We start from the raw sequence: 14,019 nt of genomic DNA, 5'->3' as shown, positions 1-14,019 counted from the left end.
GTTTCATCTATTAAACATCATTTTAGAACATTTCAGAAGTAGTTTTTGCTTGAAGGTGTAACGTCAAGTAATCCGGTCCGCCTGCTTTTGAATCCGTTCCTGACATGTTAAATCCGCCAAACGGTTGGTACCCAACGATTGCACCTGTGCAACCGCGGTTGAAGTACAAGTTACCGACATGGAAGTTCGCACGTGCGTATTCCTGGTTCGTACGATCCTGAGTGATGACAGCACCTGTCAAACCGTATTCCGTGTTGTTGGCGATATCGATTGCTTCTTTGAAGTCTTTTGCTTTCGTGAAGGCAACGACCGGTCCGAAGATTTCTTCCTGCATCAAGCGGTCAGTCGGTTGAACGTCAGCGACGATTGTCGGCGAGACGAAGTATCCTGTCGAATCATCCGCCGTACCACCCGCTGCAATCCGGCCTTCTTGTTTTGCGACATCGAAGTACGATGTGATCTTTTTGAAAGCTGCTGCATCGATGACAGGTCCAACGTTGTTCGTCACGTCGACCGGGTTACCGATACTGAGTTTGTTTGTGTTTTCGACGACTTTTGCGAGCAATTCGTCATAAACCGAATCAAGTGCGACGACACGTGAACAAGCCGAGCATTTTTGTCCTGAGAAACCGAATGCCGCTTTTGTGATCATGTCTGCTGCGTAGTCAAGGTCAGCCGACTCATCGATGACCATCGTGTCTTTTCCGCCCATTTCCGCAATGACGCGTTTGAGCCAGATTTGACCGTCGTTCAATTTCGAAGCCCGTTCGTTGATGCGGAGTCCGACATCACGTGAACCCGTGAAGCTGATGAAACGTGTTTTCGGGTGATCGACGAGGTAATCGCCAACTTCTGCGCCTGGTCCCGGGATGAAGTTCAAGACACCGGCCGGAAGACCCGCCTGTTCCATGACTTCAACGAATTTGGCAGCGACGACCGGTGTCGTCGATGCTGGTTTCAAGAGGATCGGGTTACCTGCCACGATCGCAGCAACCGCTGTTCCTGCCATGATGGCAAGCGGGAAGTTCCATGGTGAGATGATGACACCGACACCAAGCGGGATGTAGTCGTACCGGTTGTATTCGCCCGGACGGCTCTCGACTTTTTTACCTTCTTTTAAGACGAGCATCTGACGCGCATAGTATTCGAGGAAATCAATTGCTTCTGCTGTATCCGCATCTGCTTCGTTCCATGGTTTACCTGCTTCTTTGACGAGATAAGCCGAAAATTCATGTTTACGTTTGCGGATGATGTTTGCCGCTTTGAATAAGACGTCCGCACGAACACTCGGATTGACGAATTTCCACGTCTCAAATGCTTTGACTGCCGCTTGCATTGCATCTTCAGCGTGTGCTTGTGTCGCTTTCGAAACGCGTCCGACGATTTCTTCTTTGTTTGCCGGATTGACAGAAACGATTTTGTCCTCTGTCGTCACACGTTCTCCCCCGATGACGAGCGGATAATCTTTCCCAAGCTCTTTCGATACAAGTTCAAGCGCCTCTTCGAACGCTTTCTTGTTTGCTTCCTGTGAGAAGTCCGTGAATGGTTCGTGTTTGTACGGAATCATCTCTATTCCCCCTTTTATACTTGCTTTTAATCGCTTACATTCTCCATTGTACAGAAGCATGTCGCCGCTTACAATTATTCTGGACAAAAAAATGAAGAAGACCGTGGAGGTCCTCTTCATTTACGATTCATTGCTTGGCTTGCGAGAAGACGATCTCTTCATTTTGAACAGATACTTCGACATCCTGCCCCTGGAACAGCCAGTCATCCTGATCCGAGACGACGAAATGAATCCCGTCGACGGTTTCTTCAACCGCTGCCCGGTCGACAGTCTCCATGTGGACGCCGACCGAAAACCCTTGCGTCAAATCGGTTGATCCGCCGTATTTAGCGAAAAAGCGGATTGTATCGCCTTCTTTTGCTTCCATCTCTTCTTTGAAATACTGTAATGCTTCGTCTGTTACGTGAATTTTCATGTTGAACCCACTCTCCTTTATGATAGTGTACCTATTCCCTACTCAAAAAAGCGAATTTCATGTATGGTGAAGACATAGATGATTGATGTTGTTCATATAGGAGGAACTGAAAATATGAAACGATTACTGACGGTACTCGTGTCAACGGGTATCATCCTTGCAGGGTGCGGAAATGATGCTGCACCGTCTACTGATACTGAATCCCCGAAGTCAACGGAAACGAAACAAACGAAGCAGGCAGATCAGGACGTTCTTGACGTCTACAAGACGTACCAACAAACCGTTGGACAATCCGGTACAGCTGACGCCAAGGCACTTGCCCGGATTGAATATACCGGTGATGGAAAATTACTCCGTCCTGCCATGCTCGGTGCTAACAATTTAAATATCCGGCCGGGTAAGGTCATCAAAAGCTTTCAGGAAGGTGATGTCGCCTATATCATCCATGAATTTAACGATGAGGACGGGTCTCCCTTACCGAACCGTGCTTCAAAACTGTTCTTGAAACAGGACGGTGAATGGAAAATCGTCATCGTCCCGACGAAATTTGACCCTGAAGTCTTTACGACCCTCGCCTCCCTGTTCGAATCCTTTAATGCCGACGAGTACGGCGTCAACGCCAAAGCGGCGGAAGCGGTCGGCAACACGAAGGAAGACGAGCAGGATGAAGTCTTCACCCGGGTCAATGCCCAAACGGACTACATGGCGCTCGAGATGAACAGTAACATCCTGATGATTTACGGTCCTGCCCTTGGTAACAAAGGTAATCCGGAGACGCTCGTCAAGTATTATGAAGATTATGCCGACTGGTACCGCGAGGAACAGACCTTGCTGCTGAAGACAGCCAAGGCCGGGACCGATTACGAAAAATACCTGATTGCGCTAGATCCGTTAAAGGAAAGTCTGCAGAAAAAACTTGAAAAATATGCTGACCAGTTGAACATGGAACTGGGTTGAGGAGGACCATTCATGAGCACACTTGATTTTACATTGCCGAATGCACAGGGAGAGCCGATTTCATTAAGTGATTACCGCGGAAAAAAAGTCATCGTCTACTTTTATCCGAAAGACTCGACCCCGGGTTGTACGACGGAAGCCTGTGACTTCCGGGATGCTTCCGCAGCCTTCGCTGCGAAGAACACGGTCATTCTCGGTATTTCCGCTGACAGCCAGAAACGCCACCAGAATTTTATCTCAAAATACGAACTTCCATTCGAATTATTGTCTGACGTCGACCATACCGTCTGTGAGCAGTACGGGGTCTGGCAACTGAAGAAAAATTACGGGAAGGAATATTATGGAATCGTACGTTCCACTTTTTTAATCAATGAATCCGGCGAATTGATTCAGGAATGGCGTTCCGTTAAAGTCAAAGACCACGTCACAGAAGCACTTTCCTTCCTCGAACAACTGAACTGATCGAATTAAAACACGCCATTTTATGCGCGTGTTTTAATTTTGGAATCATTTTTACCTCCCAATATTATCCTTACTAAAAATTATTTTTACAAAAAAAACGTTGATATTACACGAAATTTTAATCAATTTGAAATAATCTGAAAATAAGCTATTGATTTTTCTGAATATTGTATTTATTATTGGTAACAAGTTGATCCGGTGCTTTCCTTCAACAAAATAAAAGGCGATGACCCCTCTTATTTTTTTAATAGGACACCGGATCGCTATTCTAATCGGTACTCATTTTTCAATCATATATATTCATTCTTGGGAGGGAACTTATTATTATGAAGACGAAAAAAACACTTGCACTCGTTGGTGCCCTAGCTATCGCCGGATCAAGCCTCGCTGCTTGTACATCGACAGATGATTCAAAAGATACTTCAGGTTCGACTGATACGAAAAAGGCGTCGGACAAACAGGTTCTTAACCTGACAAGCGGTTCAGACATCCCGGCACTCAGCCCGACCGTTGCGACAGACTCGGTTTCATTCACAGTCTTAAACAACGTTCAGGAAGGTCTCTTCCGTCTCGACGAAAAACAAGAGCCGACACCTGGTGTTGCGGAAAGTGTAGACGTCTCTGAAGATGGTCTTACATACACATTTAAATTACGTGATTCTAAATGGTCGGACGGCAGTGACGTCACGGCAAAAGACTTCGAATATGCGTGGAAACGTGTTCTTGATCCAAAAAGCGGATCGCAATATGCATACATCATGTATATCATCGATGGCGCTGAAGCGTACAACACAGGAAAAGGAAAACCGGCTGACGTCGGCGTTAAAGCAGTTGACGACAAGACACTTGAAGTCAAACTGACACAACCGGCTGAGTACTTCAAAGCATTGACTGGCTTCGGCTCATTCATGCCGCTCAAACAGGAATTTGTTGAAGAAAAAGGTAAAGACTTCGCGACGAACCCGGAGAACTTCCTTTACAACGGACCGTTCCAACTGACGGACTGGAAAACAGAAGTCGGCTGGAGCTACAAGAAAAACGATCAGTATTGGGATGCGGATACGGTCAAACTCGAAGAAGTAAACTATAAAGTCGTTAAAGAAGTATCAACAGCCGTCAACCTGTACGAAAAAGGTGACATCGATACAGTCGGTCTGACAAGTGAGTTCGTTGATCAGTACAAAGACAGCGAAGACTTCGATACACGTCTTGACGCTTCGATGTACTACATCCAAATGAACTTCAAAAACGAATTGCTCAAAAACAAAGACATCCGTAAAGCAATCGATTCCGGGTATGATAAAGAGCAGATGGCGAAAGTCCTCTTAAACAACGGATCGATCCCTGCTTACTACTATGTACCAAAAGAATTTGCTAAAGGTCCGGACGGAAAAGACTTCCGTGACGGCAACGAAGGATTCGGATCGTTCGATGCTTCGTCAGCTAAATCTTCGTTCGAAAAAGGCCTCAAAGATATCGGCAAAAAATCCGTCAAGCTTGAGCTTCTTTCATACGATGACGACAACTCGAAGAAAATCTCCGAGTACCTCAAAGGCGAGTGGGAGAAAAACCTTCCAGGTCTTGAAGTTACAATCAAACAACAGCCGTTCAAAAACAAATTGGACCTCGAGTCTAAAGGTCAGTTCGAACTTTCATTCGCAGGATGGGGCCCTGACTACCAGGATCCAATGACATTCCTCGACATGTGGATGACTGGCGGACCGTACAACCGTGGTGGTTACTCAAGCGACAAGTACGATTCACTCATCAAGTCGGCGATGAAAGAAACAGATGCTGCAAAACGTTGGCAGTCACTGAAAGATGCGGAGAAAGTCTTACTTGAAGACGACCAAGCCATCTCAGTCATGTACCAACGCGGCGCTTCCCTCTTACGTAAGCCTTACGTTAAAGGAATCGTCAACCACAAAGTCGGTGCGGATACTTCGTTCAAATGGACGTATATCGAAGGAAAATAAGTATGACTTAAGACCAGTCTCGCTCCATGCGGGTCTGGTCTTTTTTTCCATATGAGACAAATGTACTGTTTTTATCCGGTTCATTAAAAATTGGTAACATTCTGTTTTCATTTGAATTACTTCCATTTATACTTAGCAGAAGAACGATTTTCACTTTATTTACAATATTTCACGGTAATTATTCATAATTAATGGAAATGTGCCGATATATTCTATACAGAGGACTTTTGCCTCAAAAATTATGATTCATTAGGAAGGAGGACTCACCCTTGAAACAACGTGTACTTACGAGTCAGCAAACGTGGACGGAAGAACAGCTTGAAATGATTCAAGCCATCCAAGCCTTAGGCGAACTCATTCAGGATCGTCCCCGTCGGACGATTTATCGTCGTTATGCCATCGAACATGGCTGGCCGCAACCGGAGACCATCATTCGTCAGTTCGGTTCCTGGCCGGAAGCTTTATCAGCAGCCGGTTACGAATGGCATATCGATCAGCAGCCGGAAGAACTCGAGCGCGCTCCGAAATATACCAAAGATGAAATCCTGAAGTCGTTTCACCGGTATGCCCAGGATGTCGGATCAACCATCACTTTAAAGAAATATCAAATCTGGCGTAAATCGGTTCATCATGCTCCGAGTCATTATCATATCGTGAAGATGTTCGGATCCTGGCATGATGCCTGTACAGCTGCCGGATTAGAAGCCAGTGTCACCTATTCCAAAGCAGAACTTGCCGCCTCACTCCGTCAAGCGATCGAAGAAGTTGGTTTCTCGCTTTCATTTGAAGCGTACCGCGAATGGGCGAAACGAAATAATAAACCATCGACGAAAGCCTTGTTACACCGTTACGGTTCCTGGTCTGCTGCCATTCATGCCATCGAAAGTGAAATCCGCATCAGCAACCAACAGGCCCAGTAATCCAGCCTTTATCTTTTTTTCTTACATTCCTTATACGTTATAGCCGAGCCTCCTTCTCTTGCAGAACGAGGCTTTTTTTCGCACGATTTGGCGCCTCAGACAGCTTTTCGCCAGCCCCCTCCTCATTGTATTCAAAATACTCTCAACACGCTCTATCAGACGCTAAGACGTCAAAAAACCGCTGACAACGTCAACGGTTCTTGCAGTGAAAGTTAGACAACACGTTCTTTCCATTCCTGGTAGGATGCCACACGGTCACGTCCTTGGAATTTCGCACCGATATACATCGCGCGGTCGGCGTTGCGGATCAGACTTGCTAAATCGCCCAGCTCGTTTAACGTATCGACACCGATACTTGCCGTAATCGTTAACGAATCCGCTTCCACTTGAATTGGATTCGCATGTAACGTTTCGCGAATCCGTTCTGCTACGATTTGGGCTGATTCCAGATCCGTGTTCGGTAGCAAGACGACGAATTCCTCACCGCCGTATCGGGCGACGAGATCGGTGATCCGTGTCGCCTGCATCAACAGTTTAGCGACTTCAAACAGGACGACATCCCCGACCTCATGTCCATACGTATCATTGATTTGTTTGAAATGATCCAAGTCGATCATCAAGGCAGAGAATGGATATAAATCACGTTGCCGAATCCGGCGATCGCCCCATTCCTGTAACGCCCGGTAGTTTGGCAATTTCGTCATCGCATCCGTCCGGCTGTCCGTCAACAGACGTTCCCGTTCCTGTGCCCGTTCGACTGCCCATGAGAGGACCCGTAAAGCCCGGTAGAGCTCATACCCAAAATCTTTTGTGAACTCTCCGCTTGCTTCAGAAGCCAAGAATAAGGAGCAATTGATTTTTTCCGTCGCTTCCGGCTGAATGAACAGAATCGACTGGGTTTCTTCCGGAACACAATCATACAAGCGGATGTCCCACTCCTGTTGCATGCCGTACAGCAAAACCTCATCTTTTTCTTCAATGATTTCTTCAATGATGATGCCGCGGACATGGTCCGCCTTTAACTTGCGGCCATCCTTCAAGGAATAATAAATTGAATTTCCTTCCCCGAAATCAAACTTAATCCAGGCAATGTCCGGGCGAACAAAATGGTTCAACTGACGTAAATACCGCTCGATGATGAACTGGGCATCGCCGTCTTTCCAGGCCGCTTCTTTTAATCGTTCAATCTGTTCCCAGTGCTCGATCCGGTCACTGGCATGGACGGAACTGCCAAGCGACCGTTTGATGATGAACAGGGCAAAGGCCGTCATGACGAGACCGCTGTTCCCGTTGTTTTGAACCATCAGTGTACTGAAAACCCCGAATAACAATTCGGCGGCAATGACGACCGCCTCGAACCGGAGCAAAGGCAACATGACATTACTCGGAATGTTTTCACCAAGTAAAAAGTTTGATAATTTATATTGAAACAGTAAGACAACCCATAAAATCAAGACCATGACGACTAACGGTCCGATATTTCCGATTAACGAGAAGTCGATCCCGTGTGTTCCACCTAACGCGTTGTAAGCCAGTCCCGCAGGTAAAATCAATAATAGCTCGAGCGTGACATTAAACGGATAATTATGTAACATACGCCGGCGGCCGATCGCTGTGTGGAACGTCCGCAATTGATAGATCAACATCGTCAATTGTCCGACGCAGATGGCAGACAACAATCCATACGTCAAAAACGTAAATAACACGAATCCGAAATGGAACGTAAAGCTCATATGTCTTCTGCGGACCGGATCGATGACAAAGATCGTGGAGAGTGCAACAACAAGCGTGAACGTAAAAAAGTCGATGCTGAGGCTGTAGTCTCTTGATTTCGCCAGTAAATCGATTCCGATGACGACAAGAAAAAATACAATCCAGCTCCGAAGGAGATATTGTTGAAAGCGACGCATGTTGACTTCCCCTTCCTAACACATTTTGTATATATATGGAAAACATAATCTGATTATCACTCATTTGAGCATTGAGGTCTATTTTTAATGCTTTGATTTGTTACACTAGCAATAGAGGTGATAAATCAGTGACTACACATTTTACGAAAGAAGCATTTGATACATTCGAGATTGAAGGACTGGAACAACGGATGGACGCAATCCGGAAACGGATTCAACCCGTCTTCAAACAAATCGGGCAAGAAGTATCACCGGATTTAACGGTCCATCTGGCAGAAGATATGTATGTGCATATTGCACAGCATGCCCGCCGGAAAGTAAATCCGCCGAAGGACACATGGATGGCATTTTCCCCGAATAAACGCGGATACAAAAAACATCCGCATTTCCAAGTCGGCTTATTTGATGACCATCTGTTCATCTGGCTCGCTTACATTTATGAACTTCCGAATAAATCACAGTACGCTGCCAAACTACTGGATCACCAGGAGCTGTTGCATGCACTGCCGTCCGATTTCGTCGTTTCTTACGATCATATGAAGAAAGAGGCACAACGGATTGACGAGACAGGTCTAGAACAAGGACTCGTTCGGTTCCGCGATGTCAAGAAAGCAGAATTCTTAGTCGGCCGTCATATCTCTGCGGAAGAAGTCAGTACGATGTCACACGAGGATTTAGTAAAATTGATACGAAATACCTACGAACAACTCGTGCCGATCTATAAAAAGATTCAATAAAAAGGATGGCCTAAAAGGTCATCCTTTGTTCGTTAGTTATATTTTACTAGAATTGACATGACTTGTGTACGGTCAGAATTTAAATTTAGATAAATGTTGACCTCTTTTGTTGAAACGGTCATCAAGTTAAAGGTTTTATCGAGTTTCGCAGTCGAGTACGCTTTTTTAACTTCTTTGACGGTAATCGTCCGGCCGATCATTTTCGGATTGTAGACGATGGCAGAAACTTTTGCTTTACGGTCAGGAACACCGAATGTCGAGCAATAATGAACGGCTTTATTTGGTGCGACCAATCCTTTACCGCTTTGGCACCATGTCGAATTTTTTTCCCCTTTGTACGCGCTATGTACCTGGGCTAACGTCGTTTTTTCCAATGTCACTTTTCCATCGACGGATTTGGCTTTTGCGGCAGTCGTTTTAACTTGTTTCAACCAATCGATGTCCGTCGGCTTCGCTGCCTCGGCAGATTGGTTATATGAAGGGCCTGAGACAAGGCTCATGGTAAGTGCGGCTGTTAAAATAAGTCCAAAAATTTGTTTCATGATGTGCTCCCCCTTGAAATGCTTTGATAAATATCTCATTCCCCCATTTTCGAAATAATATTCACTTTCAATACATTTCTTTAAAAAATATTTCAAAAAAAAGTTGTTACCAGTTTGGGCAACAACTTTTCTTGTTATTTCTTATGCATTTTGAACTCTAAAAATAGTTCATTATAATGAGCGAGCATTTCCTTACCTAAGTTTTCATATACTTCGAGTGTATCCGTGACCTGTTTATCCGGATAAAAACGTTTGTCTTCCCGCACGTCACGATCGAGCAATTTCAACGCCGCTTCGTTCGGTGTCGAGTATCCGACATAGTCCGCATTTTTGGCGGCATTTTTCGGATCCAACATGAAGTTGATGAATTCATGGGCACCTTTTACATTTTTAGCCGTTTTCGGAATGACGATGTTATCGAACCAGACGTTCGATCCTTCCTTTGGAATCACGTAGTTCAAATTTTCATTTTCACTCATGATCTCATTGGCATCACCGGACCAGACGACACCAATCCCTGCTTCTTCGTTTGCGAGCAACAACTTGATTTCATCACCGACAATCGCCTTGACGTTCGGTGTCAGATCCATCAGGTTCGCTTTTGCTTTCTGCAGTTTGATTTCGTCAGTCTCGTTAAGTGAGTAACCGAGACTGTTCAGACTCATCCCCATTACTTCACGTGCACCGTCTGCGAGAAGAATTTGATTTTTCAGTGCCGGATCCCACAGGTCCTTCCAACTGGTCGGTTTTTTTCCGTCAATCAACTTTTGGTTGTAGACGATTCCGACGGTACCCCAAAAATAAGGGATCGAGTACTTGTTGCCCGGATCAAACGATAAATCGAGGAAGCGCGGGTCGATATTCTTCAGATTCGGAATTTTTTTCTGATCGATCGGGACGACCAAATCTTCTTCGATCATCTTCGCAATCGCATAATCGGAAGGAACGGCGATATCATACGTCGTGCCGCCCTGTTCGATTTTCGTCAGCATCGCTTCGTTCGAATCAAACGTTTGATAGACAACTTTGATGCCGGATTCCTTTTCAAACTGATCAATCAATTCCGGGTCGATGTAATCACCCCAGTTATAGATGTTCAATACATTTTTTCCGGAATACCCTTGTGTCGCATTCAACCGGTTCAACGCAAACAAGATGATACCGGATATCAAAAATATCGCGACAAATAATTGAATGAGTTTTTTCATCGCTTATTTCACCTCCGGTCGGGACAACTTCATGGCAGAACGCTGGTTCAGGAAGTAGTAGCCGATGACGAGTAAGAACGTAAACAGGAAGATCACGGTCGACAGGGCGTTGATTTTCATCGAAATCCCTTGGCGGGCAAGTGAATAAATTTCAACGGACAACGTCGTAAATCCATTCCCGGTGACGAAAAACGTCACCGCGAAATCATCCAGTGAATACGTCAATGCTGTGAAGAAACCGGCGAAGATGCCGGGTGTGATATACGGCAAGATGACTTTCGTCAGGACATCAAGTCGGCTCGCTCCCAGGTCACGTGCTGCATCGACGAGCGTCGGACTCATTTCCTGCAGTTTCGGCAGGACCAGAATGACGACAATCGGGACGGAAAACGCGATATGTGACAACAGAACCGACGTGAAGCCGAGTTGAATGCCGAGCATCGTAAAGAAGATCAGGAACGACGCACCGATGATGACATCGGGACTGACGATCAGGATACTGTTGAGCGTCAACAGAGAGGTCTCGATCCGTTTTTTCCGGACCGCTTGAATCCCGATGGCACCGAGGACACCGATGATCGTCGAGATTGCAGCAGACAGGAGCGCGATGACCAGCGTATTTAAGACGATGATCAAGAGACGGGAATCCTGAAAGACTTCCTTATACCAATCCCACGTGAAGGAATCAAAATTCGTCATGTTATCGGCACTGTTGAACGAGTAGAAAGCCAGATAAAGAATCGGTGCGTACAAGATGATGAAGACACCGATCAAGTACAGATTTGCTAGTTTTAATCGTTTCATCATGTCGTCGCCCCTTTCTTCCGTTTCGTACTCGTCAACGCTAAAATGATTGCCATCGCAATAATCAGGAAGACGGCAATCGTCGCACCCATGCCCCAGTTCTGCGTGACCAGAAATTGCTGTTCAATCGCTGTTCCGAGCGTGATGACCCGGTTACCGGCAATCAGACGCGTAATCATGAATAACGACAGCGCTGGAATGAAAACGAGCTGACAGCCTGATTTCACCCCATCAATCGTCAACGGAAAAACGACACGGCGGAACGTCATGAAACTCGAGGCCCCGAGATCACGGGCCGCAAAGACGAGCGACGGGTTCAGTTTTTCAATCGCATTAAAGATCGGTAAGATCATGAACGGAATAAAGATGTAGACGGAAACGAACACGAAACTGAAGTCCGTGAACAAAATCTGTTTCCGGCCGATCCCGATCGCTTCAAGCGTCTGGTTTGCCCACCCGTATGTGCTGAACAGCCCGATGAACGCATACGCTTTTAAGAGCAAGTTGATCCAGGTCGGTAAGATGATCAGCAGTAACCACAATTGTTTATGCTTCGTTTTCGTCAACAGATAGGCGGTCGGATAACCGATTGCCAGTGAAAACAACGTGATCAAAAAGGCATACCAAAATGAGCTGAGCGTCATCGTCAGATAGGTTGAGGTGAAAAACTTCTGATAGTTGACGAACGAAAAATGTCCTTCCAGGTCAAGGAATGAATAATAGACGACGAGGACAATCGGTGCGATGACGAACAACGCAATCCAAAAACTATACGGAATCAGATACCAGTTGCGTGTCTTCTGCATCACAACACCCCGTCATATGATTCAAGTCGTTTATCGAATTCCTCTTCCGTCTCATTCAGACGCATGACATGAATCGCTTCTGGATCGAACGTCAAGCCGATCTGTTCCCCGACCGTTGCTTTTTTCGTACTGTGGACGAGCCATTCGTTTCCGACTTCATCCATGCAGGCAATCTCATAATGGACGCCGCGGAACAATTGAGAATCGACGGTCACACGCAACTTACCTTGCGCGACACCCGTGATTTCCAAGTCTTCCGGACGGATGACGATTTCGACCGGTTCATTTAATTCGAGACCACGGTCGACACAATCAAATTCCTGTTCGGCGAATGAGACGCGGTAATCCATCACCATTCGTCCCGGAATGATATTTGACTCGCCGATGAAATCAGCGACGAAGCGGTTGATCGGTTCGTCATAAATATCCGTCGGCGTCCCGGATTGTTGGATCAGACCATGATTGAGGACGAAGATTTCATCTGACATCGCGAGCGCTTCCTCTTGATCGTGTGTGACGAAAATGAATGTAATGCCGAGACGCCGTTGTAAATCACGGAGCTCATACTGCATTTCTGTCCGCAGCTTTAAATCCAGTGCCGATAACGGTTCATCCAGTAAGATAACTTCCGGTTCGTTAACGATGGCACGCGCAATCGCGACCCGTTGGCGTTGTCCGCCTGACATCTCCGTGATTTCCCGATTCTCGTACCCGGATAAGTTGACGAACTTCAACGCATCAAGCACACGCGTCTTGATTTCCGCGTCCTTCATCTTTTTGATCCGCAACCCGAAGGCGATGTTTTCAAAAACGTTGAGGTGCGGGAACAAGGCATAATCTTGAAAAACCGTGTTGACTTGCCGTTTGTTGGCGGGAACATCGTTGATCCGTTTTCCGTTGAACAGGATATCGCCTTCCGTCGCTTCGGTGAACCCGGCAATCAGCCGTAAGACCGTCGTCTTCCCGCAACCGGATGGTCCGAGCAACGTATAAAATTTCCCGCGTTCGATTTCAAAACTGACGCGTTCGAGAACTGTCTGATCGTCAAAACGTTTTGTCACGTCTGTAAATTGAATGATCGTATTGTTGTCTGCCAAATCTTATTCCTCCTTATAAGTACGAATCCGTGGCCGTCACGAGTACTTTCGTTTCCGCCTCTGAATCATTGCGTAATTGATGAATTTCTGAAGCTTTATAATAAAGTGTCTCGCCTTTCGTTGCGACGAATGATTCCCGGCCAAGCTGTAATGTGACCGATCCTTCGAGCACATACACGAACGTTTCCGATCCGGACGGTTCGTATGTTTTAAAGTGTCCGCCCGGTGCCAGGTGTAACAAGACCGGCTCCATTTCCTTTTCGTTCGATTCCGGAATCAGCCATGTCACATCGTACCCTTGTTCCAAGTCTTCATAACGCGTGACATCTTTTTGCGAATAAACGACCTTTTGATTCAACGTGTCCTCGTCAAAAAAATCCTTTGCCGAGATGCCGAGTACTTCGAGCAGACTAAACAACGTCTCAATCGACGGCGAACTGATTTCGCGTTCGATTTGCGAGATGTATCCTTTGCTCAAGTCCGTCCGCTCGCCAAGCTCTTCTTGCGTCAAGCCTTTTTGAAGACGTAGATTTTTGATTTTGTTTCCGATCGTCCGCAATCCACGCCCTCCTCTCTTTACAACAGTTTAGTATAAGACGACTTCAAGTTTAGTAATCA

At 46.1% G+C, this 14,019-nt stretch carries 14 protein-coding genes; 5 read left to right on the top strand and 9 right to left on the bottom strand.

Features of this window, described 5'->3' with window-relative positions; genetic code table 11:
- Positions 1–22: 22 nt before the first annotated feature.
- Both pruA and DVG79_RS00500 read right to left on the bottom strand, forming a co-directional pair.
- Positions 23–1,567, bottom strand: a complete 1,545-nt coding sequence (gene pruA / locus DVG79_RS00505) for an L-glutamate gamma-semialdehyde dehydrogenase (RefSeq protein WP_114595027.1) — start codon at positions 1,565–1,567, stop codon at positions 23–25.
- 127 nt (positions 1,568–1,694) lie between these two features.
- The gene (locus DVG79_RS00500) at positions 1,695–1,982 is read right to left on the bottom strand and encodes a HesB/YadR/YfhF family protein (RefSeq protein ID WP_012371380.1); all 288 of its coding nucleotides are present in this window, start codon (positions 1,980–1,982) and stop codon (positions 1,695–1,697) included.
- Positions 1,983–2,096: 114 nt separating this feature from the next.
- Between DVG79_RS00500 and DVG79_RS00495 the strand changes: the two genes are divergently transcribed.
- From DVG79_RS00495 to DVG79_RS00480, 4 genes are all read left to right on the top strand, one after another.
- A complete protein-coding gene (locus DVG79_RS00495) occupies positions 2,097–2,939 on the top strand; it encodes a nuclear transport factor 2 family protein (RefSeq protein ID WP_114595026.1) in 843 nt (280 codons plus the stop codon).
- A 12-nt stretch (positions 2,940–2,951) separates the two neighbouring features.
- Positions 2,952–3,401, top strand: a complete 450-nt coding sequence (gene bcp, locus DVG79_RS00490) for a thioredoxin-dependent thiol peroxidase (protein ID WP_114595025.1) — start codon at positions 2,952–2,954, stop codon at positions 3,399–3,401.
- 326 nt (positions 3,402–3,727) lie between these two features.
- Positions 3,728–5,377, top strand: coding sequence for a peptide ABC transporter substrate-binding protein (locus DVG79_RS00485; protein WP_114595024.1), 1,650 nt, complete (start codon positions 3,728–3,730; stop codon positions 5,375–5,377).
- Between the two features lie 269 nt (positions 5,378–5,646).
- On the top strand, positions 5,647–6,297 hold the full coding sequence (locus DVG79_RS00480) for a homing endonuclease associated repeat-containing protein (protein ID WP_114595023.1): 651 nt from the start codon (positions 5,647–5,649) through the stop codon (positions 6,295–6,297).
- A gap of 212 nt (positions 6,298–6,509) precedes the next feature.
- Here the strand turns inward: DVG79_RS00480 and DVG79_RS00475 are convergent, their stop codons facing one another.
- A complete protein-coding gene (locus tag DVG79_RS00475; protein ID WP_114595022.1) occupies positions 6,510–8,207 on the bottom strand; it encodes a GGDEF domain-containing protein in 1,698 nt (565 codons plus the stop codon).
- A gap of 128 nt (positions 8,208–8,335) precedes the next feature.
- Here DVG79_RS00475 and DVG79_RS00470 point away from each other — a divergent pair, with 128 nt between their 5' ends.
- Entirely contained in the window at positions 8,336–8,944 is a 609-nt protein-coding gene (locus tag DVG79_RS00470) for a YktB family protein (RefSeq protein WP_114595021.1), read from the top strand.
- A 32-nt stretch (positions 8,945–8,976) separates the two neighbouring features.
- Here DVG79_RS00470 and DVG79_RS00465 read toward each other — a convergent pair whose 3' ends face one another.
- From DVG79_RS00465 to DVG79_RS00440, 6 genes are all read right to left on the bottom strand, one after another.
- Positions 8,977–9,486, bottom strand: coding sequence for a hypothetical protein (locus DVG79_RS00465; protein WP_114595020.1), 510 nt, complete (start codon positions 9,484–9,486; stop codon positions 8,977–8,979).
- Positions 9,487–9,620: 134 nt separating this feature from the next.
- The gene (locus DVG79_RS00460; protein ID WP_114595019.1) at positions 9,621–10,694 is read right to left on the bottom strand and encodes an ABC transporter substrate-binding protein; all 1,074 of its coding nucleotides are present in this window, start codon (positions 10,692–10,694) and stop codon (positions 9,621–9,623) included.
- Between the two features lie 3 nt (positions 10,695–10,697).
- The gene (locus tag DVG79_RS00455; protein ID WP_012371389.1) at positions 10,698–11,501 is read right to left on the bottom strand and encodes an ABC transporter permease; all 804 of its coding nucleotides are present in this window, start codon (positions 11,499–11,501) and stop codon (positions 10,698–10,700) included.
- On the bottom strand, positions 11,498–12,304 hold the full coding sequence (locus tag DVG79_RS00450; protein ID WP_114595018.1) for an ABC transporter permease: 807 nt from the start codon (positions 12,302–12,304) through the stop codon (positions 11,498–11,500). Before DVG79_RS00450 ends, DVG79_RS00455 begins: the two co-directional genes overlap by 4 nt.
- On the bottom strand, positions 12,304–13,401 hold the full coding sequence (locus DVG79_RS00445; protein WP_114595017.1) for an ABC transporter ATP-binding protein: 1,098 nt from the start codon (positions 13,399–13,401) through the stop codon (positions 12,304–12,306). Before DVG79_RS00445 ends, DVG79_RS00450 begins: the two co-directional genes overlap by 1 nt.
- 13 nt (positions 13,402–13,414) lie before the next feature.
- A complete protein-coding gene (locus tag DVG79_RS00440; RefSeq protein WP_114595016.1) occupies positions 13,415–13,960 on the bottom strand; it encodes a helix-turn-helix domain-containing protein in 546 nt (181 codons plus the stop codon).
- Positions 13,961–14,019: the final 59 nt, after the last annotated feature.

The organism is Exiguobacterium sp. RIT594, from assembly GCF_003339585.1.
Classification (GTDB): domain Bacteria; phylum Bacillota; class Bacilli; order Exiguobacteriales; family Exiguobacteriaceae; genus Exiguobacterium_A.
The sequence above is the reverse complement of the archived record's forward strand: the minus strand, read 5'-3'. Positions and strand labels throughout refer to the sequence as shown.